The sequence below is a fragment of the Rhodoferax lacus genome, assembly GCF_003415675.1.
Lineage (GTDB): Bacteria > Pseudomonadota > Gammaproteobacteria > Burkholderiales > Burkholderiaceae_C > Allorhodoferax > Allorhodoferax lacus.
This window is the reverse complement of sequence record NZ_QFZK01000009.1, coordinates 132,865-158,953: the sequence shown is the minus strand read 5'-3', so window position 1 is coordinate 158,953 and position 26,089 is coordinate 132,865. Positions and strand designations below refer to the sequence as shown.

Annotated in this window: 20 protein-coding genes; 5 read left to right on the top strand and 15 right to left on the bottom strand. The window is 63.3% G+C overall.

From position 1 onward, the window contains the following. The 8 genes from DIC66_RS14805 to DIC66_RS14770 form a co-directional block, all read right to left on the bottom strand. A partial coding sequence (locus DIC66_RS14805; protein ID WP_275405243.1) for an FGGY family carbohydrate kinase occupies positions 1-760 on the bottom strand: 760 nt, incomplete at its 3' end. Then, complete coding sequence (locus tag DIC66_RS14800; protein WP_117178542.1) at positions 744-1,877, bottom strand: ROK family transcriptional regulator; 1,134 nt, start codon at positions 1,875-1,877, stop codon at positions 744-746. The genes DIC66_RS14805 and DIC66_RS14800, both read right to left, overlap by 17 nt. A 47-nt stretch (positions 1,878-1,924) precedes the next feature. Then, positions 1,925-2,749, bottom strand: coding sequence for an ATP-binding cassette domain-containing protein (locus DIC66_RS14795; RefSeq protein ID WP_420820496.1), 825 nt, complete (start codon positions 2,747-2,749; stop codon positions 1,925-1,927). Beyond that, a complete protein-coding gene (locus DIC66_RS14790; RefSeq protein WP_233505935.1) occupies positions 2,746-3,936 on the bottom strand; it encodes a sugar ABC transporter permease in 1,191 nt (396 codons plus the stop codon). The genes DIC66_RS14795 and DIC66_RS14790 overlap by 4 nt, the downstream gene beginning before the upstream one ends. Positions 3,937-4,043: 107 nt before the next feature. Further along, positions 4,044-5,063: a substrate-binding domain-containing protein gene (locus DIC66_RS14785; protein ID WP_117178536.1), complete on the bottom strand. Its 1,020-nt coding sequence runs from the start codon at positions 5,061-5,063 to the stop codon at positions 4,044-4,046. A gap of 140 nt (positions 5,064-5,203) precedes the next feature. Then, the gene (locus DIC66_RS14780) at positions 5,204-6,457 is read right to left on the bottom strand and encodes a multifunctional CCA addition/repair protein (protein WP_117178534.1); all 1,254 of its coding nucleotides are present in this window, start codon (positions 6,455-6,457) and stop codon (positions 5,204-5,206) included. Positions 6,458-6,473: 16 nt separating this feature from the next. Beyond that, on the bottom strand, positions 6,474-7,157 hold the full coding sequence (locus DIC66_RS14775) for a glutathione S-transferase family protein (RefSeq protein WP_117178532.1): 684 nt from the start codon (positions 7,155-7,157) through the stop codon (positions 6,474-6,476). A gap of 77 nt (positions 7,158-7,234) precedes the next feature. Beyond that, positions 7,235-9,235, bottom strand: a complete 2,001-nt coding sequence (locus DIC66_RS14770) for a lytic transglycosylase domain-containing protein (RefSeq protein ID WP_117178530.1) — start codon at positions 9,233-9,235, stop codon at positions 7,235-7,237. 9 nt (positions 9,236-9,244) lie between these two features. Here DIC66_RS14770 and DIC66_RS14765 point away from each other — a divergent pair, with 9 nt between their 5' ends. Genes DIC66_RS14765 through DIC66_RS14755 form a run of 3 tightly spaced genes read left to right on the top strand, consistent with a single transcriptional unit; the run spans position 9,245 to position 12,072 of the window. After that, positions 9,245-9,838, top strand: a complete 594-nt coding sequence (locus tag DIC66_RS14765; RefSeq protein WP_117178528.1) for a 5-formyltetrahydrofolate cyclo-ligase — start codon at positions 9,245-9,247, stop codon at positions 9,836-9,838. 26 nt (positions 9,839-9,864) lie between these two features. Continuing rightward, on the top strand, positions 9,865-11,295 hold the full coding sequence (glmU, locus tag DIC66_RS14760) for a bifunctional UDP-N-acetylglucosamine diphosphorylase/glucosamine-1-phosphate N-acetyltransferase GlmU (protein WP_233505934.1): 1,431 nt from the start codon (positions 9,865-9,867) through the stop codon (positions 11,293-11,295). Positions 11,296-11,322: 27 nt separating this feature from the next. Further along, positions 11,323-12,072: a sensor histidine kinase gene (locus tag DIC66_RS14755; RefSeq protein ID WP_117178526.1), complete on the top strand. Its 750-nt coding sequence runs from the start codon at positions 11,323-11,325 to the stop codon at positions 12,070-12,072. Here the strand turns inward: DIC66_RS14755 and DIC66_RS14750 are convergent. Together DIC66_RS14750 and DIC66_RS14745 are read right to left on the bottom strand one after the other, a co-directional pair. Beyond that, a complete protein-coding gene (locus tag DIC66_RS14750; protein WP_158558917.1) occupies positions 12,060-13,769 on the bottom strand; it encodes an ATP-binding response regulator in 1,710 nt (569 codons plus the stop codon). The genes DIC66_RS14755 and DIC66_RS14750 overlap by 13 nt on opposite strands. Positions 13,770-13,797: 28 nt before the next feature. After that, the gene (locus DIC66_RS14745) at positions 13,798-14,295 is read right to left on the bottom strand and encodes an Lrp/AsnC family transcriptional regulator (protein WP_117178522.1); all 498 of its coding nucleotides are present in this window, start codon (positions 14,293-14,295) and stop codon (positions 13,798-13,800) included. A 134-nt stretch (positions 14,296-14,429) separates the two neighbouring features. Between DIC66_RS14745 and glmS the strand changes: the two genes are divergently transcribed. Both glmS and DIC66_RS14735 read left to right on the top strand, forming a co-directional pair. Beyond that, complete coding sequence (gene glmS, locus DIC66_RS14740) at positions 14,430-16,325, top strand: glutamine--fructose-6-phosphate transaminase (isomerizing) (protein ID WP_117178520.1); 1,896 nt, start codon at positions 14,430-14,432, stop codon at positions 16,323-16,325. A 49-nt stretch (positions 16,326-16,374) separates the two neighbouring features. Beyond that, complete coding sequence (locus DIC66_RS14735; RefSeq protein WP_199534756.1) at positions 16,375-17,409, top strand: GSU2403 family nucleotidyltransferase fold protein; 1,035 nt, start codon at positions 16,375-16,377, stop codon at positions 17,407-17,409. A gap of 43 nt (positions 17,410-17,452) precedes the next feature. Here the strand turns inward: DIC66_RS14735 and DIC66_RS14730 are convergent, their stop codons facing one another. The 5 genes from DIC66_RS14730 to tssF form a co-directional block, all read right to left on the bottom strand. Next, the gene (locus DIC66_RS14730) at positions 17,453-19,084 is read right to left on the bottom strand and encodes a T6SS phospholipase effector Tle1-like catalytic domain-containing protein (protein WP_117178518.1); all 1,632 of its coding nucleotides are present in this window, start codon (positions 19,082-19,084) and stop codon (positions 17,453-17,455) included. Positions 19,085-19,175: 91 nt separating this feature from the next. Next, complete coding sequence (locus DIC66_RS14725; RefSeq protein WP_117178516.1) at positions 19,176-21,911, bottom strand: type VI secretion system Vgr family protein; 2,736 nt, start codon at positions 21,909-21,911, stop codon at positions 19,176-19,178. Between the two features lie 29 nt (positions 21,912-21,940). Beyond that, positions 21,941-23,071, bottom strand: a complete 1,131-nt coding sequence (locus tag DIC66_RS14720; RefSeq protein ID WP_117178514.1) for a type VI secretion system protein TssA — start codon at positions 23,069-23,071, stop codon at positions 21,941-21,943. Beyond that, the gene (gene tssG / locus DIC66_RS14715) at positions 23,068-24,198 is read right to left on the bottom strand and encodes a type VI secretion system baseplate subunit TssG (RefSeq protein ID WP_117178512.1); all 1,131 of its coding nucleotides are present in this window, start codon (positions 24,196-24,198) and stop codon (positions 23,068-23,070) included. Before tssG ends, DIC66_RS14720 begins: the two co-directional genes overlap by 4 nt. Continuing rightward, on the bottom strand, positions 24,198-26,078 hold the full coding sequence (gene tssF, locus DIC66_RS14710) for a type VI secretion system baseplate subunit TssF (protein WP_117178510.1): 1,881 nt from the start codon (positions 26,076-26,078) through the stop codon (positions 24,198-24,200). The genes tssG and tssF overlap by 1 nt, the downstream gene beginning before the upstream one ends. Positions 26,079-26,089: the final 11 nt, after the last annotated feature.

Below are 26,089 nucleotides of genomic sequence, written 5' to 3'. Positions count from 1 at the left end.
GGAAGCCTTCGCCTGCATTGACGGCGCCCATGCCAATGGCACTGGACGCGTTGTCACCGGCACCACCGGCCACGACGATGCCACTCTGCAGGCCGAGTGCACTGGCAGCAGTGGCACTCAGGGCGCCGCCGGGCGCACTGCCCTCCACCACGCGGGGCATCTGCTTCTCTGTCATGCCTGTCAGGGCCAGCAGCTCGGGCGACCACGCGCGCCGTGCCACATCCAGCCAGGCAGTGCCGCTGGCGTCCGACATGTCGCTGATGTGCTCGCCGGTGAGCATCAGGCGCACATAGTCCTTGGGCAGCAGCACTTTGGCCACCTGGGCAAAGACGGCAGGCTCGTGCTTGGCCACCCAGCGCAGCTTGGGCGCGGTAAAGCCCGGCATGATGAGGCTACCGGCCAGCTGGGCGGCAGCGGGGAGTGCTGCCATCATCTCCTCGCACTCCAGGGCGCTGCGGGTGTCGTTCCACAGAATGGCCGGGCGCAACACGCGGTCGGCTGCATCCAGCAGCACGGCGCCGTGCATCTGGCCCGACAGGCCTATGGCTTTGACAGCTGCGTATTGCGCCGGGTGCTTTTGCTGCAGGGCTTTCAAGGCGATGCCAGTGGCGCTCCACCAACTGACCGGGTCCTGCTCACTGTGGCCCGGGTGTGGGCGCGAAACTTCCAGCGTAGAGCCTGCGGTGCCAATGACGTGGTGCTGGTCGTCCAGCAGCAGCGCCTTGACCTCGGAGGTGCCGATATCAATTCCCAGGTACATGCTTGGTTTCTTTTAAAAGGGGTCTTAAAAATTGGTGCAGCACCAGGGCGGCTGCGCCAACGGCTGCGGCCTGCACGCCAAAGCGTGCGGCGCGAATTTGCGGGGCCTGCAAGCCGGCAGCGCGGGCATACACCTGCTGGGCACTGCGGGCGCTGTCGATCAGGGTGGGATGGTCTATGCAAGAGCGCCCGCCCACCACAATCACACGCGGGTTGAACATGGCATCCAGGTTTTGCAGCAGCACACCCAGGTACTGCCCGGCCTGTTGCAAGCCCTGTTTTTTGGCAAGGGCACGGGCGCCGATGAAAGCCTCGGCACAGCCCCTGCGGCCACAGGAACACAGAGGGCCATCGACCTGCAGAATGCTGTGGCCGATTTCGCCCGCAGCCCCCAGGAAACCGGTGAACAGCCGGTCATTGAGCACGATGCCTGCGCCCACGCCGACATCGCAATTCACGAAGATCAGCGGGTCATCGCTGCTGCCACCGGCAAACTCGTATTCGCCCAGCGCTGCGGCATCGGCGTCGTTTTGCAGATGAATGTGCTGGGTAGCGATGCCCAGGCGGGCAAATTCTTCGGACACCAGGGCCCTGAAGGGCACATCGCGCCAGCCCAGGTTGGGAGCCAGGCGCACCAGGCCCAGGCTTTCGTCCACAGCGCCGGGCAGGCAGACGCCCACACCGGACAGAATCAGTTCTTTCTCTTCCAGTTGCTGGCACAGCACCTGCACCAGGCGGCCGAGCTGCTGGCAAGCCGCTTGCGGCTGCGGATCATCCAGAGCCACTTCGGTTTGCGTCAGGATGACGCCGCTAAGTGACACACAGACCAGACGCAAACAGTCCACGGCAATCTCGATGCCGATCAGCACACGCCGGGCAGTGTCGATATTCAGGGGGGTGGAGGGCCGGCCCAGGCCTTGGGTGGCCACCGGGGCTGCCGCTTCGCTAAGCCAGTGTTCGTCCAGCAGCTCGCGCACCAAGGCGCTGACAGTGGACTTGGTCAGGCCGCTCAAGTGCGCCAGGCGCGCACGCGACAGGTCAGGCTGGCTGCGTATCAGCCGCAGCAGCACGCTGCGGTTGATACGCTTGAGCAATTGCAAATCACCGGTGGCTTTCATGCAGTCCTACCCCAAGGCCTCTGTCTGATGCTGCACCAAGCCCACCCCTAACGCGCAGGGCGTTCGGTTTGCGGTTTGCCTTCGGGCTTCTTGCCCAGAATGATCATGCCCAGCACCTCGTCCTCGGTCACATCCGAGGTCTTGTAGGTGCCCACGAGCTTGCCGTTCTTCATGACCGACAGGCGGTCACTCAGGGCGAACACGTCGTGCATGTCATGGCTGATCAGGAAGATGCCCACGCCTTCTGCCTTGAGCTGCTCGATCAGGCGGGCCACCATGGCGGTCTCTTCCGGGCCGAGCGCTGCCGTGGGCTCGTCCATGATCAGGATTTGCGCATTGAAGTAAATGGCACGCGAGATGGCCACCACCTGGCGCTGGCCGCCCGAGAGGCGACGCACCGGGGTGTGGTAGTTCTTGAAGTTCTTGTTCAGGCGCTGGAACACCTTGCGGCCGGCCGCATCCATGCGGTGGTCATCCAGGGTATTCCACTTGGTCAGCAGCTCGCGGCCCAGAAACAGGTTGGCCACCGAATCCAGGTTGTCGGCCAGTGCCAGGGTCTGGTAGATGGATTCAATGCCGACATCCTGTGCATCGGCGGGCGTGCGGATGTTGGTCTTCTCGCCGTTGATGATCACATCGCCGCTGTCGATCGGGTAGGCGCCAGCCAGCATCTTCATCAGCGTGGACTTGCCCGCGCCGTTGTGCCCCAGCAGTGCAACCACTTCGCCGGGATACAGGTTGATGGACACGTCATCGACGGCGTGCACGCCGCCGAAGGCCTTCTTGATGTTGCGCAGTTCGACCAGGCACTTGTTGGGATCAGCCTTGGCACGTTTGGCTGCGGCTTCTGCGTTATGGGTTTCGGTGCTCACAGTACGTCTCCAGTCCATTTGCGGTAGGCCACGTCAAACACAACCGCAGCGATCAGAACCTGGCCGATGATCACGTAACGGGTACCGATGGACACGTCGAGCAGCAGCATGCCGCTGTCAATGCATTGCATGATGAGGGCGCCCAGCACCGAGCCCATGATGGTGCCGCTGCCGCCGGCCAGTGCCGTGCCGCCGATCACGGTGGCCGCAATTACCAGCAGTTCAGCGCTGTTACCCAGCGAGTTGGTGCCGGCGTTCAGGCGCGAGATGGCCACTATGGCCGCGATGGTGGTGAGCACGGCCAGCAAGAGAAACAGCAGCATGGTGACGCGCTTGACCGGAATACCGACCAGAGCGGCCGCATCCGGGTTGCCGCCCATGGCGAACACATAGCGGCCAAAGCGGGTGCGCTTGACCAGGAAGGCCATGAACATGGCCACAGCGCCCCAGATCAGCACGGGGATGGGGATGCCCTGGGCATCGTCCTTGCCGGGAATCTGGTAGGCGTTCATGACGGCCACAAAGCCCATCACGATGATGATGGGAATGAGGGCCAGCAGCACGTCCATAACCAGCGGGTTGGTGGGCACGTCGTAAGCCTTCTTGGCGCGGCGCTTGGACAGCATGGCGTTGACCACACCCAAGCAGATCACAGCACCCAGAATCCAGCTGGCCGTGGTGCCGATGCCGCCATTGAAGCCGCCACCGAGCTTGAGGAAGAAGGGGTCGGAGATGGGTTGCGTCTTGCCGTCGGCGACCAGGTAGGCTGCACCACGGAAAGACATCAGGCCACCCAGCGTGACCACAAAAGAAGGCACTCCCACATAGGCCGTGAGCGCGCCCTGGTACATGGCCACGGCGATGGCTGCAGCCAGACCGGCCAGGCAGGCCGCGGGCCAGCCCCAGTTGGAGGTGTACATGAGGTAGGCGATGAGCACACCGACAAAGCCCATGACCGAGCCGACCGACAGGTCAATATGGCGGGCCACGATGATCAGCACCATGATGGTGGCCAGAATGCCGACCACCGCAGTTTGCTGGGCGATGTTGTACAGATTTTCGGCAGAGAAAAAGATGCCGTCCGACAACACGTTAAAAATTACGGTGATCACCACCAGCACCCCGGCCATCAGCACCATGCGCCAATCGACCGCCGAATGCTTCAAGTTCTGTAATGCTTGATTCATTGACTTCTCCAAACGGAACCAAAAAATGGGGAATCCAAAAAAGCACCGCGGGCGCAAGGCGTACGCCCGGCCCGCGGTGTTGGACTAAACCAGCTCAGCCGAGCGGCTTATTTGCAGGCAGCAACCTTGGCAGCGTCCACGCCCTTGCACAGCGCGTCTTTCTTGATGTAACCAGCCTTCAGGACCACGTCCAGATTGGCCTGGGTCACAGGGATGGGCTTCAGGAAGATGGACTTCAGGGTGACCTTCTTCTCGCCGCCAGCCCAGTCAGCTGCACCGGTGACGGACTTGCCAGCACCGAGTTCCACAGCGGCCTTGGCAGCAGCAGTACCCAGATCAGCAGAGTTCTTCCAGACCGACACGGTCTGGGTGCCCAAGGCCACGCGGTTCAGCGCAGCATGGTCACCGTCCTGGCCGGACACGGGAATGCCTTGCAGACCCTTGGCGGTCAGGGCAGCGACAACGCCACCGGCCATACCGTCGTTCTGGGCAATCACGGCGTCAACCTTGTTGCCGTTCTTGGTCAGGATCTGTTCCATGTTCTTCTGGGCATTCTGGGGATTCCAGCCAGCAGTGAACTCTTCGCCCACGATCTTCACGTCGCCGCTCTTGAGGGCAGCAGCCAGCACTTCGCCCTGGCCTTCGCGCAGGAAGTTGGCGTTCGCGTCACCTGGGTCACCCTTGATGATGGCGAAGTTGCCCTTGGGCTTGACGGCCAGGATGGCACGTGCGGTCATGCGGCCGACTTCCTTGTTGTCGAAGGTGATGTAGGTGACACCGGGAGCTTCGAACAGACGGTCATAGGCGATCACGGGGATCTTCAGCTGGTTGGCCTTGTTGACGGCGGGCAGGATGGCGTCCTTGTCGCGACCCAGAATGATCAGGACCTTGGCACCCTTGGCGATCAGGCCGTCGATGTCAGTGAGTTGCTTCTCGGTGGAGGCACCCGCGTCAGACATGATGTACTTGGCACCGGACTTGGCCAGCTCGGCCTTGATGGCGGCTTCGTCAGTCTTCCAACGCTCTTCCTGGAAGGCGTCGTAGCTCACGCCGACCACCAGTTGGGCAAAAGAGGAACCTGCGGCCATGGCCAGGGCCAATGCGGTCAGTTGACGTTTAAATTTCATACTTGTCTCCAGAAGAAAAGCCCGATATGGGCACTTGTATTGAATGAACTTCCTGGCCTGCCAAGCGTGCGTGGCACGATTTAGTTCGGACAGAAAACCAAGTATCACGGTTTCTGGCAAACCGGGCATTAGGGGAAACGCTAGGTAGTCGGTAAAGACAGGGCGGCCAGCCGGGCCTGGCGCACGGCAGCGCCAATTTGCAGGCCTGTGGCGCCCTTCTGCTGCGCATCCGCCGCAACCGGTGCAGTGGCCACGGACAGCACCTGCTCCAGCGCCTGCAGGAGGCGCGGCCGCTGCGGGTAAGCGGCATCGGCAAAACCGGTGCGCCCGCGCGCATCGCATTCACAGGCCAGCAGCACCTCGGCCATGCGGGCAGGTTTGCGGATGGCGTCGCAGCGCTCCAGCAGGCGCAGCAGGGCATCGGGCCCAAGCTCTGCCGAGCGATGTATGTTTCCGTGTTCGCGCGCCACCACCTCGGCCAGCTCAGCGCACTCCACTGGCACGCGCAGGCGTTTGCAGACTGCCTGAAGCAGCTTGACGCTGCGGCCTTCGTGGCCGATGTGGCGGGGCAGCACATCCACCGGCGTGGTGCCCTTGCCCAGGTCATGCATGAGGCAGGCAAAGCGCACGGCCAGGCTGGCCTGCAGCTGTGCGGCCATGTCCAGCACCAGCATCACATGCACGCCGGTGTACACCTCCGGGTGGTGCTGCGGACTTTGCGGCACGCCCCACAGGCGGTCCAGCTCGGGCAGCAGGCGCACCAGGGCATGGCAGTCGCGCAGCACGGCAAACATCCGCGATGGACGGGCTTCCATCAGCCCCTTGGCCAGTTCCTGCCAGACACGTTCAGCCACCAGGTGGTCCACCTCGCCGTCCTGCACCATCTGCTGCATCAGGCTCAGGGTTTCAGGGGCTGCAGAAAAACCCGCAAAGCGCGCGGCAAAGCGTGCCAGACGCAGGATGCGCACCGGGTCTTCCCGAAAGGCCGGGGTGACGTGGCGCAGCACCCTGGCTGTCAGGTCGGCACGGCCCTGGAACGGGTCAATGAGGTCTTGCGGCTCAAAGTGGCCATCCCTCTGCAGGCGTTCGGCTGGCAGGGCGATGGCGTTGATGGTCAGGTCCCGGCGGGCCAGGTCTTCTTCGAGCGTGACGCCGGGGTCGGCATGCACGGCAAAGCCGGTATAGCCCGGGGCCGTCTTGCGCTCGGTGCGTGCCAGGGCGTATTCCTCGTGGCTGGTGGGGTGCAAAAAGACGGGAAAATCGCGCCCCACCTGGGTGTAGCCCAGGTCCAGCAGAGCCTGGGGCGTGCTGCCCACCACCACCCAGTCGCGGTCCTGCATGGGCAGGCCCATCAGGGCGTCGCGCACGGCACCGCCGACCAGGTAGATTTTCATGGGCTGCGTAGGGGCATCATCTTTTGATGCGATAGGGTTCTTCGAAATCCAGAAAATCCTTTTCGGCACGCGCATCAGCAATCCAGGCCGCCACACCGGGCAGGGCCGTGACGCGCTGCACATAGTCGGCCGCCACCTGGGGCAGGGGCAGCGCATAGGTATTGAAGCGCATGCAGATGGGTGCGAAGTAGGCGTCGGCAATGCCGAAGTCGCCAAACAGCATCGGGCCGCCATGCTCCTCCAGCAAAGCCGTCCACATTTGCACCAGGCGCTGCACATCGCTGCGCACGGCTGGCTTGTCGCGCCAGACCAGGGCGCCCACTTCGGGCAACGCGGCCTCGATGTTCATGGGACAGTTGCCGCGCAGGCCGGTAAAGCCGCTGTGCATTTCGGCGCAGATGCTGCGGGCACGGGCGCGGGCGGCACGGTCTGCAGGCCAGAGGTTTTTTTCGGGGTAGCACTCGGCCACATATTCGGCAATGGCCAGGGTGTCCCAGATGGCCAGCTCCCCGTCCACCAGCACGGGCACCTTGGCTGTGGGCGTGAGGCCCGAGAGCGTTTTCTTGAAGTTGGAGTCGGCGTCAAAGGAGTCGAAGCGCACCAGCTCTTCGTCAAAGGCAATGCCGGCCTGTTTGAGCAGCACCCAGGGCCGCATGGACCACGAAGAGTAGTTTTTGTTTCCAACGAACAGCTTGAGCATGGGCTTTCCTTAAAACCTGCATGCTAAACCAAGCGCATTCGCCCGGGCAGGCACCAAGCCGCAGGCTGGGCGCGGCCTCAGGGCAGCTCGGTGCTGGTATCAACCACGGTGCTGTCCAGCGGCCCCACCATGCCCAGCCTGGCCTTGAGCGACTGCGGCTGCCCGGTGATAACGGCGGCGTAGTTGGTGGTGTTGGAGAGCACTTTCTTGACGTAGTCACGTGTCTCGTTGAAGGGCACATTCTCGGCCCAGATGGCCGCCTCCTGGGTAGGTGCGCCCACGCCGCCACGCCATACCCGCGGCCTGCCGGGGCCGGCGTTGTAGGCGGCTGCGGCCATGGGCATGGAGCCGCCAAACGAGTCCAGCAGCAGCTTGAGATAGCCGGTACCAATGGCGATGTTGGTGTCGCGCTCGGTGATGTGCTGGGGCTGGAAATCGGTCAGGCCTATCTTCCTGGCCGTCCATTTGGCGGTGGCGGGCATGACCTGCATCAGACCGGAGGCGCCTACGCCGCTCTTGGCGTCCATGATGAAGCGGCTTTCCTGGCGAATCAGGCCGTAGACATAGGCCGGATCCATGCCAATCTTGGCGGTACGCGCCAGCACGGCGTTCTTGAAGGGCATGGGGAAGCGCTGCTCGAAGTCCATCACACTGCGGGTACGCTCGCTGGTGTTGATGCAGCGGTCCCACACTTCGGCGCGGCAGGCCAACTCGGCCGCGGCCAGCAGGCTGCGGTCATCCATACCACCGCGCACATGCAGGTTGGTGCTGTAGTTCCACTCGCGCACACCCTCGGCACGCAGGCCGATCTGGATGGCGTACAGGGCGCGCGTCAGGCCGGGGTTGTTGCGGGCGATTTCACGCTCTTCCAGCGTCAGCGGTTCCGGGGCCTGGGGCGCGTTGATGCGCTGGCCCAACTCCTCCAGCGCCAATTGCTCGTAAAAGCCACGCACCCCGGCAATGGACTGCAGCAGGCTGAGTGCTTCTGTACGGGACGCTTCCGACTCGGAACGCGCCAGCAGCGCGCGGGCATGCCAGTAGGTCCAGACCGGCTCGGCGGCTGCGGCCGTTGGCATGGCAGCAATGGCGTCCTGCACCATCTTCCAGTTGCCTGCGCGCAGGGCGGCACGCACGGCCCATGCCAGATGGTCTTCGTGCATCTGGCTGAGCTGGCCCTGGGCAAAGTAGCCCACGGCGTCATTGCCCAGCTTCATGGCCGCGCGCTTGCCGATCACGCCCCAGATCCAGCTGCGCTCTTCCTGTGTCAGCTGGGCCTTCCAGCGCAGGTGGTTGACTTCAGTGGCCGCCTCGGCCGGGTCCAGCCAAGCCAGGCGGATGATGGCCAGGGACACCAGTTCGCGGGTTTGCGGGCGCAACGCGGTGAGCTTGTCGTCCAGGTATTTGGAGGGGTTGAGGTAAATCGCATTGAGCGTTTTGACCCAGCTGTCATTCAGAATGCCCACCGCCTGGGTGGCAACCCGCAGGCGGTCGTTCTCCATGCCAAGGCGGGCACGGGGCCATACCTCGGCAGCCCGCATGGAGTGGTCCTTGACGAGCTGCTCGGCCGCGGCAGCGCAACCTTCGTCGGCATCCTTTTGCCCCAGCCAGGTCTGCATCACGGCGGCATTGACGTTGACTCCAGTGGCCAGGTGATCAGTCAGCAGGGCATAGCAGCGCAGGGACTTGTCGTCACTCATGCGGTACTTGGGGTATTCGCGGTTGAAGGCGGCCCAGTCGCGGTTGCGCCCGAGCTGCAGCAGCCATTCGGAGCGCAGCTTGTCTTCCTGGTAGCTGCCGGCATAGCGGGCAAAATAATCCTGCACCTCGGCGGGGCTGGCATCTTCCAGGCGTGCCGACAGTTCCCAGTAGGCTGCCCAGGGCTCCAGCACGTAGCCGCGCACCTGGGGCAGCAGGCTGGACAGGCGCTTGCGGTCACGCACCTTGTAGGCCTGTGCCATGTCGACAATGACGGCATCCAGGCGGCTGTTGTCACGCCCTTGGGCGTGGGCGGGGGAGAGGGAGGGCACGAACACACAGGCGGCGAGCGCCAACGGTGTCAGAATGGCTGAAAACTGCATGTGGACATTATGGACAACTCAGAACAAGCACAGGAAAAGAAGGCCCTGCGGGCCGCCCTGATTGAACAGCGCAACCAGCTGCCAGACCGCCAAGAGCGGGCCGACCTGCTGCAGCGCGTGATGCGCATCTGGCTGGTAGGCCGCCCGGACATCGTGATTGGCGCTTACTGGCCCATCAAGGGCGAGTTTGACCCCCTGCCCGCTCTGCACCGCTGGAAGGAAGACGGCGAGCTGCTCGACCAGCCCCAGCCCCGGCGCATTGGCCTGCCGGTGGTCAACAAGGAAACCCGCACCATGACCTTCCACGCTTGGTACCCGGGCTGCCCCATGGAGGAAGACGCCTACGGCATCCCCAAGCCCAAGGACACCGAGATCATCACGCCCACCCTGCTCTTCGCACCCTGCGTGGGCTACGGCCCCGGCGGTTACCGGCTGGGTTATGGCGGCGGCTTTTATGACCGCATGCTGTCGAGCCTGACGCCCAAGCCTTTCGCGGTGGGGCTGGGCTTTGGCATGGGCTTCTTGCCCGATTTCGAGCCCGAGCCGCACGACATGCCGCTGGACGCCATCCTCAATGATTACGGCGTGGTCTGGCCCGTCTGAGCAAACAACAAGCACACAGGAACCCCATGCATTTTGAGAGCAAGCAGACCGGCAGCCACAAGCCGGTGGACGTGGTCGTGATGGCCGCAGGCAAGGGCACGCGCATGAAGAGCGCCCTGCCCAAGGTATTGCACCGCCTGGGCGGACGCGCCCTGTTGCAGCATGTGCTGGACACAGCGGCCAGCCTGCAGGCACGCAAGGTGGTGGTAATTACCGGCCACGGCGCCGCCCAGGTGGAAGCCGCCTGCCAGGCCAACACAGGCACCAACTACGCCATGGAATTTGCCCGCCAGGAGCCCCAACTGGGCACCGGCCACGCGGTACAACAAGCCCTGCCCCACCTGGCCGACGATGGCGTGGTGGTGGTGCTGTCGGGCGACGTGCCGCTGACGCAGGCCGACACACTGTTCCACCTGATTGCCGCAAGCGGCGGCACCCGCCTGGCGCTGCTGACACTGGAAATGCCAGACCCCACGGGCTACGGCCGCATTGTGCGCAATGCGGATGGCGCGGTCCGGGCCATTGTGGAACACAAGGACGCCAGCCCCGAGCAGCGCCATATCCAGGAGGTATATAGCGGCATCATGGCGGTGCCTGCGGCCTCGCTCAGGCGCTGGCTGGCGCGCCTGGGCAACCACAACGCACAGGGCGAGTACTACCTGACCGACATCGTGCGCTTTGCCGTGTCCGACGGCGAGGCCGTGGTGGCGCACAAGATCACAGATGCCGTGCAAGTGGCCGGGGTCAACAGCCCGGTGCAGCTGGCCCAACTGGAGCGCGCTTACCAATTGGGCGTGGCCCACAAGCTGATGGAAGAAGGCGTGCGCCTGGCCGACCCGGCGCGCCTGGATGTGCGCGGCGATCTGTCGTGCGCCCACGATGTGTCCATCGATGTGAACTGCGTCTTTGAGGGGCAGGTGAACCTGGGCGAAGGCGTTCGCATTGGTGCCAACTGCGTGATTGCCAATGCGGTGATCGAGGCCGGTGCCGTCATCCACCCGTTTACCCACATCGACGGCGAGAAGCTGGGCGTGACCGTGGGCGTGGGCTCGCTGATAGGCCCGTTTGCCCGCCTGCGCCCCGGCGCGCGTTTGGGCTCAGAGGTGCACATCGGCAACTTTGTGGAAGTGAAGAACTCCACCCTGGCCGATGGCGCCAAGGCCAACCACCTGGCCTATCTGGGCGATGCCACGGTGGGCGAGCGGGTGAACTTTGGTGCGGGCAGCATCACCGCCAATTACGACGGCGCCAACAAGCACCGCACGGTCATCGGGGCTGATGTGCATGTGGGCAGCAACTGCGTGCTGATTGCCCCCCTCACTTTGGGTGCGGGCGGCACGGTGGGCGGCGGCTCCACCCTGACCAAGAGCACACCGCCCGGCGCCCTGACAGTGGCGCGTGGGAAGCAGGTGTCCATTGCCGACTGGTCGCGCCCGAAAAAGGCGCCCAAGGCCTAGAGCCGGTTGTGGCACTGGAGAGCTGACATGCCCGATACACCCGACACACCCGGCATGCGCGTTGCCGCGCTGGAAGCCGAACTGGCCAGCCTGCGCGCCGAGATGCAGGACTTTACCTACACCGTGTCACACGACCTGCGCGCCAGCCTGCGCCACATCCTGAGCTATGCGCAGCTGGTGCAGGAAGACGCAGCCCCCCTGCTGCCAGCCGAGACCCTGGGGTTTGTGAACACCATCTCTGACTCGGCGCGCCACATGGGCGTGCTGATGGACGGGCTGATGGAGCTCTCGCGCCTGGGCACCACACCCGTGGCGATTGCGCCCTTACCCTTGCAGGCGCTGGTGCAGGACGTGGTGACCGAGCTGCGCCAGAAGCATCCCGAAGCACCCATCGTGTGGCAGGTGCAGGAGGCGCTGCCGGTGGTGCTGGCGGATGCAGTGCTGCTGCGCGCCGCTGTAATGGCCGTGCTGGACAACGCAGTCAAGTTCACGGCCCACAAGGAGCAGCGGCACATTGGGGTGTCGGCGCAGCAAACGCACGCCGTGGGCCCTGTCACCCTGCGCATTCAGGACAACGGCGCGGGCTTCAACCCGGCCCTGCAGTCCAAGCTGTTCAAGCCGTTTTCGCGCCTGCATACGGTCAAGCAATTTGCCGGCATTGGCATGGGGCTGGCGCTCACCCGCAAGATGCTCGCGCGCATGGGTGGCGGGATTCAGGCCGAAGGGATTGTGGATGGTGGATGCACCGTCTGCATCACCCTGCCCTACTGCGGCTGATGGTTCCAGGCGTGGCGCAGCAGGCTGCGCAGCTTGGCGGGCTTGACGGGCTTTTGCAGCAGCAGCAAACCCGCAGTTGCAATGCGCTGCTTGACGCGCTCATCGGTGTCGCCACTGATGATGCAGGCTGGAATATCGCGTCCCGCGAGGGCGCGCAATTGCTGCACCGCGTCCACGCCGTCGTGTGCCCCCAGCAGGCGAAAGTCGGTGAGCAGAAAATCAGGTGCCAGCTCGGCCGAATAGCGCTCCTGTGCTGATTGGGCGGTACTGGCCTCCAGCACCTGGCAACCCCAACTTTGCAGCAAGCCGGCCAGGGCTGCGCGGCCCAGGGCGTCGTCCTCAATCAGCAGCACGCGCATGCCGCCAATGTCTTTGCCGCCAACCAGCTCCTGCAACCCACTGGCTGGCAGGGCGGCGTCTGCCCTTCCCTGTGGCACCTGCAAGGTGAAGGTGCTGCCACAGCCCAGGGCCGAACGCAGGGCGATGCGGTGGTCCAGCAGCTTGCAGGAACGCTCCACGATGCTCAGGCCCAGGCCCAGGCCCTTGTTGCGGTCGCGTTCGGGGTTTTCCACCTGGTAGAACTCTTCAAAGACCTTTTGCTGATGCTCCAGGGCAATGCCAATGCCGCTGTCACGCACCTGGATGTGCAGCACGCCTTGCCCCGCACCCGGCCTGCAGGTCAGCAGCACGCTGCCACTGTGTGTGTGCTGCACGGCGTTGCTCAGCAAATTGAGCAGGACCCTGTGCAGCAACACCGGGTCGCTTTGCACCCAGGCCTTGGTCGGGCGAATACGCAGGCGCAGGCCCTTTTGCCTGGCCATGTCGGAAAAACTGGTGCGCAGTGTGTCAAACACGGCATTGAGCGCAAAGCTTTGCAGACGGGCATGGGTGAGCTGGGAGTCCAGACGCGAGTAGTCAAAAAAAGCATCCAGCATGTCCTGCAGCGCCAGCACCGAGGCGTCCACACCGGCCACCAGTTCCCGGGTCTGCGGGTCGTGCGGCAGCTGCTTGAGCCGGGCCACGAACAGGCCCAAGGCGTGGGCGGGCTGGCGCAGGTCGTGGCTGGCGGCGGCCAGAAAGCGGGACTTGGCCTGGCTGGCGGCCTCGGCCTCGTTTTTGCGCTCATGCAGCGCAGTCTCGAAACGGCTGCGGGCATGGTTGAAGGCCGCCGCAATCAGCACATAAAAGCCCATGGACAACAGGAAATGCGTGCGCACCACCGGCGAATACGGGTAGCTGAAGGGCAGCAGGGGTGCGACCAGCAGCAGGCACACCATGTGGCAGGCAAAGAACGCCAGGCTGTAGTACCAGCCGCGGCGCTGCCCCTTGATAAAAAAGGACAGGAAAGGCACCGAATAGACCCAAAACAAGCCGGTGCCCGCCACCCCTCCCAAGAGAATCAGAGCCGAAGAAATGGCCAGCGCACCCAGCAGCAGCAGGAGTTCGGTAGCCTCAATGTGCTGCGGCTGGTTGACCAGCAGCGCTGCCGGCACAAAGAACAGCAGCAGGCTGACGAGTTCGGCGAAACCCAGCAACTGCGTGGTCGGCTCCATGAGGTTGAAGGCCGAGAAGCCCACGCTGCAGACGATGCAAATCGCGGCAGTGGAGCGCACGTGCTGCACGCGCTCGGCCAGCTCGATCTCGTCCACCAGGTTGGTACCCAGGGCCTCAACCGCCAGGTCTACCAGGCGTTTCATGTGCAGGGCTTTGTCATGGCTAGGCACTTTAATCCATACCCTTCGGCGCCAAGGGCAGCTCGGCCCCGAACTTGCTGCGCTTGACGCTGAAAAACGCCTTGACGTTGCGCACATTGGCATCGCTGGTGAAGAGCCGCTGCGCCAGCGCCAGGTAGGCGGGCATGTGGGCGGCATGCACCACCAACACAAAGTCCGGCCCCGGCGAGACGCGGTAGCACTGCTGCACAGCGTCATCCGCCACCACACGCGCCTCGAAGCGTTCCAGCTCTTCGGCGCCCTGGCGGTCCAGCGTGATTTCCACGATGGCACTCAGGCCGTGGCCAATGGCCTGTGCCAGTTTTTCCGGATTGAGGATGGCCACCTGGCGCTCGATCAGGCCTGCATCGCGCAGGCGTTTGATGCGCCGCAGGCAGGTGGGCGCAGAGGTGTGCACGGCCAGGGCCAGGTCCTGGTTGCTGAGCGAGGCGTCGCGCTGCAGCTGCTCCAGCAGGGCCAGGTCCATGGCATCCAGCTCTATTTCTTTCATAAATGATTTAAATTTTTGCTTTTATTGCAAACTTATATGGCTATGAAATTTTCGTTCATTTATTTCCACTAATCAAATTCTTATTTTTAATCGCCGGTTCTACCATTGCGGCATCAAACCCAAGGAGTGTGCGTATGTGTGGCATCGTCGGCGCGGTCTCGACCCGCAATATTGTTCCCGTGCTGGTGCAGGGCCTGGAGCGCCTGGAGTACCGGGGCTACGACTCCTGCGGCGTCGCCGTGTATGCGCAAGATGCCACCCCCGGCCTGAAGCGCGCTCGCAGCACCGCACGCGTGGCCGAGCTGGCCGAGCAGGTGGCCACAACCCATCTGGAAGGCACGCTGGGCATTGCCCACACCCGCTGGGCCACACACGGCGCGCCGGTGGTACACAACGCCCACCCGCACTTCAGCCATGGCACCGGGCTTGATGCCGCATCCAAGCCAGGCCGCATTGCGCTGGTGCACAACGGCATCATTGAGAACCACGACGAACTGCGCGCCGCCCTGCAGGCCCGTGGCTATGTGTTTGACAGCCAGACCGACACCGAGGTGATTGCCCACCTGGTGGACAGCCTCTACGACGGCGACCTGTTCGAGGCCGTCAAAAGCGCACTCACCCATTTGCACGGCGCCTACGCCATTGCCGTGTTCTGCAAGGACGAGCCGCAGCGCCTGGTGGGCGCACGCGCGGGCTCGCCGCTGATCCTGGGTGTGGGCAAGGACGGGCAAGAGCTGTTTCTGGCCAGCGACGCCATGGCCCTGGCCGGTGTGACCGACCAGATCGTCTACCTGGAAGAGGGCGACCTGATCGACATGCAGTTGGGCAAGTACTGGCTGTTTGACAAGGCGCGCAAACCCGTGAGCCCGGCGCAGCGCCCGGTAAAAACCGTGGTGGCGCACAGCGGTGCGGCCGAACTCGGCCCCTACCGCCACTACATGCAGAAAGAAATCTTCGAGCAGCCACGCGCCATTGCCGACACCCTGGAAGGCGTGGAAGGCATCACGCCCGAGCTGTTTGACCAGCAAATGAACCACCAGCCCGGCGCCAACGCCGCACGCGTGTTTGCGCAGATTGATTCGGTGCTGATTTTGGCCTGCGGCACCAGCTACTACAGCGGCTGTACCGCCAAGTACTGGCTGGAAAGCATTGCCAAGATCCCCACGCAGGTGGAAGTGGCCAGCGAGTACCGCTACCGCGACTCGGTGCCCAACCCCAACACCCTGGTGGTAACCATCACCCAAAGCGGCGAAACCGCCGACACCCTGGCCGCCCTGCGCCACGCCCAGTCGCTGGGCATGCACCACACCCTGACCATCTGCAACGTGGCCACCAGCGCCATGGTGCGCGAATGCAGCCTGGCCTATGTGACGCGCGCCGGTGTGGAGATCGGCGTGGCCAGCACCAAGGCCTTTACCGCGCAACTGGCCGGCCTGTTTTTGCTCACCCTGTGCCTGGCCCAAGCCAAGGGCCGCCTGAGTGACGCTGAAGAGCAGCGCCACATGAAAGCCATGCGCCACCTGCCCGCCGCCCTGCAAGCCGTGCTGGCCCTGGAGCCGCAGGTGATGGCCTGGGCTGACGACTTTGCGAGCTGCGAAAACGCCCTCTTCCTGGGCCGCGGCCTGCACTACCCCATCGCCCTGGAAGGCGCCTTGAAGCTCAAGGAAATCAGCTACATCCACGCCGAGGCCTACCCCGCTGGCGAACTCAAACACGGCCCCCTGGCCCTGGTCACCAGCAGCATGCCCGTGGTCACCGTAGCGCCCAATGACGCTCTCTTGGAAAAGCTCAAAAGCAATATGCACGAAGTGCGCGCCCGCGGCGGCGTGCTCTATGTGCTGGCCGATGCCGACACCCGCATCGAGAGCGGCGAAGGCCTGCACGTGATCCGCATGCCAGAGCACTACGGCGAGCTCTCCCCCATGCTGCACGTGGTGCCGCTGCAGCTGCTGGCGTACCACACGGCGTGTGCAAGGGGCACGGATGTGGATAAGCCGCGGAATTTGGCTAAGAGTGTGACGGTGGAGTGAAGGCGCACGCCTTGGCTATACTACCTAAACTTTAAAGGTAGTACAGCCAGTGCTTTATTCAGAACTCAGCGCAGCAGCACAGGCTTCCTATGCGGGCCTGGATGTTGCTGCCCGCGATGCTGAAATGAGGCGCAGCGTGGCGCTGGTGCCTGGCGGCTTTGTCAAAAAGCACGACAAAGGCCGTCACTATTGGTATTACCAAAAAAAGCAACCCGACGGAAAAGTCCAGCAAGTCTTCGTCGGCCCAGACGACGCAAAAACGCGTGCACTGATTGATCGCCACGGTGCTGCCGATGCAACCCAGGGGCAAGCCGCTTTACAGAAGTTGGCCCAGGCGACCATTGCATTGGGTTGCTCCGAGATTCCTTTGAAGCATGGCCGTGTGATTGGCCGACTGCTGGACCACGGGTTTTTTAATGCCGGCGGACTGCTGGTGGGAACCCATGCGTTTCTGGCCTACCAAAACATGTTTGGCGTGCGCTGGGATGCAGGCGCTTTCACGGTGGATCTGGACTTTGCACACGCAGGCAAGAATATTTCTCTTGCGATTGCGAGAAACGTGCAGGTGGACACCGCCAAAGCGATTGACTCGTTGGAAATGGGGTTCATTCCTGTGATGAGCGGCACCACGTACAAGAAGCCCGATGAGCCCGACTTTGATCTGGATTTTTTGACTACGTTTGGCAGAAGTGGGGATGCACCGCAGTTTGTGCCTGCCCTGAACCTCTCCATGCAACCCCTGAAGTTCATGGAGTTTTCTCTGGAAGCGCCCATGAAGGCCACACTGCTCTACCGCAACGGCCCCCTGGTGGTGAACATACCCCGGCCAGAGCGCTATGTTTGGCACAAGCTCATCGTCTATGGAGAGCGGCCACGGGAGCAACGCACCAAAGCCAACAAGGACCTGATACAAGCGGCCTGCCTGTTGGACTATCTGCTGGAGAACGACGGTGACCTGGTGCGCGAGTCATGGGCGAATGCAAGCAGCCGGGGGCCAGGCTGGAACCAACGACTGCGCCAGGGCTGGGATGCTTTGAATGCAAAGTTCGCAGCGCAACGGTTTATCGAGCGGCTGGGGGTGTAAATCTGTCCGGGTAGCCTGCCACAGCCATCCCGCAGCCAACACCCTAATCGTCACCCTTGAACACCGTGCGGTACTTGGCCATACCCATTTTGTTGACGGCGTACTCATCCATACCAAAGCCAATGAAGCCCGCCAGGGAATCATGCACATAGCGGCTAAACAGCGTGTCCACCGCAGGCGTGACCCGTTCGGGCTGGATATGCGCGGCCACGTCATGCACACGGCGCTCCGCCATCGAAGCGGTTACACCCGTGGCCACCAACATCTTGCGGTGGCTTTGGGCAATTTCGGCGGGCGGCGTATGGGACTGCATGACATCAACCAGACCCAGACCCAAGGTGCGCAGAAAGTCCTCTTGGGTCTTGCGCAGATAGGCTTTGTCCTTCGCACCAGCAGCTGCATACGGCGCCGCCTGCAGGAACCGGTGCCGCATGGCGTAACGGTAGCTGTGGTACAGCGCCATGTGTTCGCGGTGCATGTCTTCAACCGGCCCGCCGGAGACGGCGGCTTCACGCAGGTAGTTGTTGAAGGCGGTGGTGGTGGAAGTGGTGGGCGTCAGTGAGTCTTTGATCTGTTTATCCAACTTGTCCCAAGCAACAAGAGGCACACCCGCCTGAACGGCCTCGTCGTACATTGACTTGCCAGGAAGGATGCTCAGTGCTTCGCCTGCCGTAGGCCACACGCCCAAGTCCTTGGGGGCATAGCCACCGCCCACATCAGAGTGCGAGCCGGGATACATCACCTCTTTGGCATTGGCCGGATAGGAATTCTTTACCCGCACCGAGTCCAGCGGAAAGCACGCGCGCAATTCATGCCCCGCCACAAAGTGCACGCACTTGCGCACGGCCGGGTGTATCTCCAACGTGTTGTCTGCCCAGCCCTGGTGGCCTGCCAGCACACCGGAGTCATTGATGTTGGCCAAACCCACGGAAGCCACCGTATCAAAGATACCCAAGAACTGCACGTTTAGAGCCATATCAGCGAACAACCAACCACCATCTTTTTGCTCACATACTTCCATCAACCAATTCACAAATACCCGGGCTTCGGCTGCGCCACGGCTGAAGCCAAACACCGACAAGTTAATTTGTGTGATTTTGGGCTTGTAGGCCTTCATAGCTTCTTTAAGCTTGCCTTGATAGGTCTTGAGAACCAAGCGCCTTTGGGCAGCAAGACTCGTTGACAGCACTGAGCATTTGTCTTTTGCTTCCGCGTCGGTGACAAGTGGGAATTTTTCACCCCTGAGGTACCGCATGGGCGCATTGAAAAGCTGTAGGAGCGCCCACAGGATGCGGTGCTCACCCATCTCGCCTCCAATGGCTCCGCGATTCGCATTGAACAAATAGGTATTGGAGTCGCCAATTTCGGGAAATGGAGTGCCGACGCCGGGGATGTAGGATCTGAAATACCCATCCTTCGTTACATCTGGAAATGCTTGGTACAACTTGACCACGTTGGTGTGCTTACGCCGATCCGGTGGAAGTTCTTCATAGTCCATCTGCATGTTGTTGCCGGTGCCGTCAAAAAAGAGTCCGACATACAACTGGCTTTCACATTGCGGGCCGGGACGACTGGGCAAGGTGCAGGCCGATGCGTTGGTCTGTTCCAGACGTTCACGGTCCGTGAGCTTGCGAGCACCCTCCTTGGGAAACGGGGACGGGGATTGGGTACTCATTGGATTCCCTCTTGTTTACGATATTCAATGTCTTGGGCAGTGAATTGATCCCACTCATCGTACTCAGGCGTCCCAGCCAGTGCCACTTTGACTACATCATTGGGAAAGAAAAAGACAAAGAAATAGCCTTCACGCTCGTACTTTGGGATAGGTACGGTTTGGGTTTTCCAAGGAGCAGGAACATACCCGCAGTCCCCGATCGGATGCTGGCCGCGCTCCACACAGTGAAGCTGCCGCCGCCGTTGATGGTGACGCTGTCTTTGGCAGTCAGCGTGATGCGACTGGCGGTGTGGGTGATGTCGAGTTTGGCCAGCAGGTGGATGCTGGTTTTCAGGGCCTGGATGTCGATGTTGTCTTTGGCCGATGTCAACTTCATGCCGCTCTTGTAGGCGAACAGGCGAACCGCTTCTTTGGCGCTTGCCAGCAGGCTTTGGGAACTGCTGATGCTGGTGTGGCCGCCGCTGGTGATGGCGTGGTGCTGGCCGCTGTGGTGGTGGGTGGCGCCTGGGGTGGTGCTGGCTATGCCGCTGGGGCTGGCCAGGGTGATGTGGGGCTCGGCCAATTCGGGGAACCCGCCAGACGCTGCGGCACTATCAGCGGCAGTTGAACCTGGGGCACCAGTTCCAGCACCTGGCGTGTTGCCTTTGCCCTGAATGCCCCTAATCTGCTTGTGCAGTGCCGCTGCCACTTCACCTTGGTCGCTGTCTTTCTGCGCTTGGTGCTGCAGAGCCAGTTCGCCCAAGGCTTGATGCTGGTCTTGCGCCTGGGCCAGGCGCGTGGTGGTCTCGCCCATGTCTTTGGCATGGGCCTGGGCCGCCACGCGGCCTTCGGTGCTGATGAGCAGGCCGTCTTTGGCGCGCAGCACGCCGTGGCCGTCGGTACGCAACTCAAAACCTTGACCGCGCGGGTCTTTGCGGCCAGCGTTGTCTTCGATGCGGGTGATGTGGCCCAGGGAAAGTTGGCTGTGCTGGTGGTCGCTCTTGAGCTGGACCTGGATGCTCTGGTCGGTGTCGTCCAGCAGCAGGTGGTTGCTGCGGCCCGCAGCGCTGTTACCGCCACCGGGTGTGAGCTCGCGGCTGCGAAAGCCCGAGAGGGCTTGCTGCTCGGGCAGGCTCCAGGGAGGAAGGTTGAGCTGGTTGAAAGCGCGGCCGGTGGCCATGGGCAGGTCCGGGTCGCCACCCAGGAAGCTGACCAGCACCTCTTGCCCTATGCGGGGAACATGCACGGCACCCAGCTGGTTACCCGCAAACTCGGAGGACACGCGCAACCAGCAGGAGCTGTTCTGGTTCTTCTGGCCGTAGCGGTCCCAGGGGAACTGCACCTTGATGCGGCCCAGGGTATCGGTGTAGATGTTGGAGGCAGCCGTGTCGTCACTCGGGCCCACCACCAGCGCCGTCTCGGGTCCACCGGTCTTGGGTTTGCGCTGGGTGGCTGCGGGGCGCAGCACCTCGGTGGTGGGCTGCACCTCAAACTCCACCAGCACACGCCATTGGCCCAACAGGCGCTGTGCGTCTGACAAAGCCGTCACCATGGAAGCAGCAGCCAAGCACACGCCATAGACAGAGCCAAGGGCGCCGCTGGAGACGGCAGAAGCAACAGAACGTTGCGTATCTTCCGACACGTTCTCGATCAGCAGCCGTGTATCCAGCACGATGTACTCCGCATTGGCCTTCTCTTGCGGATGCTCGCTCAAGACAAAGCTGCAACCGGGCACCATGCCTCGCACATGGCCTTTGCCGCTGGCGCGCAGGCCACTCTGCCGCAGAGCTTGCATGCGCAAGCGCGCCAGATGCTTGCCCTGCTCCTCGGTCTGGTTGGCGGCCTTGTCGGCACCCCGGTTGGGCTGGCTGTAGTCGCTGCCGCCCACAGCGCTTGTGCTGTTGCCAGAAGCGCTTGGGCCGCTGCCAATACCATCCGCCTTGTCACCGCGCCACAGATACACCTCCTGATCCGCATGCCCCGTTTTGCGCGGTGCAGTGGCCTCTGCAGCCAGCGTGGCGCGTGGGCGCGTGTAGTCGTACTCGCGCGTGACATAGCTGCCGCTGGTGAGGCGGCCCGCCGGGCTGAAGCCGTGGATGTACTCGCGGTCTATCTTGTGGCCCAAGGGGTAGAAGGGAATGGCGTGGTACGCGCTGACACCTTTTTGCTGGTCTTGTTGCGTCACCTGGAACGCGCCGTTGTGGTCGCTCCAGACCAGGCGGTGCGCGCCACCACTGTGCGCAAAGTGGTAGTTGATGCCCCACTCCTGCATCAGCCGGGTGATGAACTCAAAATCGGTCTCGTTGTACTGGACGGTGTAGTCGCGCTGGGGGTAGGCTTCGATCAGATGCTTGGTGGATGCAAAAGCGTAGTCGGCCAGCACGGCCTCAATCACCTGCACCGGTGTCATGTCCTGGAACACCTTGCAGTCGGTGGTGAGGGTGGCCAGGTGCAGCCAGGGGCGCAGCGTGAGCTCGTAGAGTGCGTGGCGGCTGTCTTCGCCGATGAGGCGCGCAGCAGTGATGAGGCCGGAGATTTCACGCACGCCGGCGCCCTGGTTGGGCGCGCCCACACCGCCGGGCAGGCCGGGCACAAACTGGCCCTGGCCTTCCAGCTCCACAAAACAGGTGAGCTCCAGGCCCACAAAGGCGTCCAGATCAAAATTGGCGCCGCGCGAGGCCATGAAGTTCAGCGCGTCCGGCGTCTGCAGGGTGAGCCGGTAGTCAAACAGGCTGTTGATGCCCTCTGCGCCTTCAAGCTTCAGGGGCACCAGCGCGGGCTGGCCTGCCACTACGGGAATGGCAGCACTCTGGACGGTCAGGGCACGCGGTGCATTGAACAGAAACATGGTGGCGTTCTATTCAGAGGAAAGAGGGGTTAGTCATCGCTGTCCCAGGCACGCATCAGGTCGGGCGGGATCATGGTGGCGATCTCGGAAAAGCGCTTGCCCCACATGCGGTCGGCCTGCTTGATGAGGATGGTGACCGGGCTGCTGGGCTCGTGGTGCTCAATCCATTGGCGCACCTGACGCAAGAGTGCACGGATCTGTTCGCGCTCTTCCAGCACAGCGGGGTTGTGCTGTGCCGAAAGGGTCAGGGCGGGTGCAGTGGCGTGCGATGCGCTGGGCAGCAGATGCACGGGTTGCGCCCGCTTGCTCTCCAGCGCGCCCACTCTATCCACCGTGTCCATTGTTTCTACTGCATCAGCCTGCATCTTGGTGCCGCGCATTTCCACTTCGGAAAAAGATGCCAGCGTGGCCAGCAAACGCAGCAGCGGAACAAAGCTGGGCGCCTCGTCCAGCAGCGATGCGCGACTCCACTGCGCGATGGCCTGCACGCTGTCACCACAAGCCAGCAGCGCCGCCAGTGCCGCATCGCCCTTGGCATGCAAATCGGCCAACTGGCGTTTGACGACGTCGGGGTCGGGAGCATAGGGCGCACGGGGAACCGCCAAGGCGCGCTCCACATCGCGCACGCTCAGGCGAAAGGCCGTGCTGCCGCTGACCACCACCTCACGCACATCGCCCAGCAGGCCTTCCGGGTCGCACAGTGCAGCCAGGGCGTTGGCGCGCACGGCGGGGTCTGGCACGCCCTCCAGCACCAGTTGCGGATGCACCTGTTCCGGGTAGGTTTGCAAGACCGCCTGCAACGTGGCCAGGCCCTCCAGCAGACCGGAGGCACCACCCAGGCGACAGCGCGCGCGGGTGAACCAGACCAGCATGGAGATGTCCTTGCTCTTGAGCAGCAGGCGCCGCGCATCGCGCTCCACCTCGGCCCAATCGGGGCCCTCGGGCTTGCTGGAGAAGTTGCCATATTGCACCTCGGCCTTGGGCTCCAGACGCGACTGCAACACCGCGTAGGCGTTGTCGTACTCCAGGCTTTCACCGCAAGGCAGCAAGGCGCTGACGGGCGCCAGCAATCCGGGTGCAACCAGCGCTGCGCCCAGGTCGGCGCGCTCAGGTGCCGCACCACCCTTAAGCGCAGAGAACAAGTGTTTGAGAGGATTCATGCGCTGTAGCTTTCCGGTTCAAAAACCATTCCCGTAATGGGTGCTGATTTGGTCGATTGGGGTGCACCGGCAGCCATCCAGGTGGACCAGCCCAGTTGCTTGTCGTCGCCCAGTTGCACGGGGGACGCGGCCTCGCCACTGATCAGCAGTTCCACCTCCCACACGTATTCAAAGCCGATGAAGGAGCGCAGGATTTCAATCAACGCGGGCAGGTCGCGGCCGGTAGGGGAGCCCTGCGGCGTGAGGCGCAAATAGCCGTCCATGTTCAACGGACCCAGGACCAGGCGGAAGCGGCTTTGCCGGTCGGGCACCACTTCGCCCAGCATGGCGCCGGCGCCCAGCACACTGGAGGGGCGGGGCTGGCCCAGCACGCACAGGTCTTGCGGCTCGATGGGCATCCACTGCAGCATGTATTCGCGCAGCTGCACGGGCACACCAAAGAAGCGCTGCAGGGTGCTCACCAGCCCTTCCGGGTTGCGCGCCGCGCGCACGCGGTGGGCGCTGCTGGCCCAGCGCGCATGCGCAGGCAGGGCACTGCCCTGCGCATCCAGGGGCTCATCACCGGCCAGCCTGGCCACATAGGGACTGAAGGTTTCCTGGTCGCTGCGGTCCAGCCCGGCCGCACTCTGGCTTTGCGCCCAGGCGCGGTAGATGTGGGTAAATGCGCGGTGGTGAAACAGGTCAATAAAGTCGGCCAACGTGTTGTCGCGCTTGGCCTCCACCCGCTCACGCACCAGCTCGGTGAAGTGGATGGGCAGTGCGCCATTGGGGCCCAGCGCGCCCAGCCCAAACAGCTGGATGTAGGCCCTGGCCTGCTGCTTGGAGTTGAGCCGCACATCCACCCGTGCCAGCTCGCGTGGCGCAAACACCAGGCTGGCCTGCTGGCCCAGGCGAAAGCTCTCCTGCTGCGGACGCTGCGCCTGGCCGACCTGCGGCATGGCGGGCTCAGTGGCGGCCAGCTTGCGCAGCAGCGGCATAAAGCCGTGCGCCCAGGGACGAGTCTGCGCATCACGCAGGGCCGTGTTGGCCGCGTGCAGGGCCAGCGCCGGTGAAGGCGTCGGCGTCTGGGCCGACGCAGGAGTCAGCGCAGATGTCTGCGCAAGTGCAGGTGCGGGCGCGGCTTGCATCACACCACGCCCCTTGTGCCCATGCGCACCGGCCAGCTGGCCACCTGGCCGCGCTGCATGGATTCGAGCCGCGTCTGGGTAAACACATTGATGCTGACATGGCGCGCCAGGTAATGCTCCAGCACCAGGCCCATGAGGTAGGGGCTGACGCCGCTGAAGGCGTCTTCGTCCACGGTGATGTCGCACTGCACGCCACGGCCATACACCAGCGGGCCGCTGCCGGGCAGGCGGCGGGTGACCGGCGTGATGCGGCTGCCTATGAGGCCGTCCACCTGCTTGGCTGCGGTCAGGTCGTCGGTGCCCACAAACAGGCGCAGCATGTCGCGCAGAGCCTGGGCGCCCTGGCGGTGGTTCATGTCCATCAGCGGCAGGTAGTTGAAGTTGAGCTGGCGAATCAAGCGCCAGGCCGCCTCCCCTTGGGCAAAGGGCGCGCGCGGCTGGCTGGGGGGGCGCACCAGGCCCACGGCGCTCAGGGGCAGCGAGTCTTTGTAGTTCAGATCAGAGTGGCCATTGCGCGGCACCAGACGCGGCAAGTCGCGGTTGGTCAGCAGGGCCTGCACGCTGAGGTAGCGCAGCGACTCGGCATAAGGTGCCTCGTGCTGATCCACCAGGCTGACAAACACTTCGGTGCCAACATAGGGTGTGCGCGTGCCGTACTTGCGCGCGTTGTCGGAGGCCAGGCGAGGTTCGCGGCGCAGGCTGAAGTAGCGACCGTGGTTGCCCTCGTCCTGGTTCAGGGTCTGGAACATGGGCCTGAAAACCTGCTCCTGCGTGGTATCGGCTTTCTGGCCGCGCATCTCCTGCACGCTGAACACTTCCAGGTCCATGGGGCGGGATCGGTCGGGCACCAGATGGAACTCGGTCTGGCCGGGTGTCATCTCGATGCGGTCGGTGCGCCGCTCGAAAAGGTTTACCACCGGGGTACAGAACAGGGCGAACTGGTGCTTGTCCACCAGGCCACCCAGCTTGGCAGTATCTTGGGTCAGCAGCACCACCACTTCGGCCAGCTTGCCCTGAATGCGCGACAGGCCGGGTGCGAGTCCCTGCAGCGCAAAGAAATAGAAGCGGCTGGGGCAGGCAAAGTATTCGTGCAGCAGGTTGTGCCCATGCCAGGTGTTCCAGGTCAGGGGCAGCAAGCCCTGACCAGGGCCCAGGCCCTCGTGCACCAAGGCCTCATGGGTCACTACATGCGACTGCTCGGCCATCTGCCCCGGCACGCCGGTGAACGATGCCACGGCACCGGAGTGCAGCAGCTCAAACAGGTGGGAGGCAATCTGCTCGTCGCCGCTGAGGTAGATGGGCAGGCGGTCCAGCCCCTTGAGGTCACAGAAGTTGCGTTCGCCCGTGACGCGCAACTGCAGGCGCAGGCTGCCCAACACCTGTACGCTGGGCGGCAAGTAGCGCTCAAGCGCGGGAATGTCTGGCGGCGCGCCAGCCAGCTTGGCGCTGACAATTTCGATGGGCCACAGCGTCACGTCCTGGCCGGAACGGAATTCGCAGGCCGTGGTTTCACCTTCGGGCACCTTGGCAAAAAAAGCCGTGTTGCGCGGCACGGCAAAGCCTTTGCTGAAGTCGCCCTCCTGGGGGTTGGGATGCAACTGGGCCACTGCCATGCTGGGTGTGGGCGCCACATAGTTGGGGTACACCACCTCCAGCATGCGTTGGCTGAAGCGTGGGAACTCGGCGTCCAGCTTGATGCGCATGCGTGCCGACATGAAGCAGAAGGACTCGATCAGCCGCTCCACATACGGGTCAGCCACTTCCACACCCTGCAACCCCAAGCGCCGGGCGACTTTGGGATGCAGGTCGGCAAACTCCCCCGCGGCCTCCCGCATGTAGCTGAGCTCCTGGTTGTAGTAATCGAGCAGTTGGGGGTCCATGGGCTTGGCCT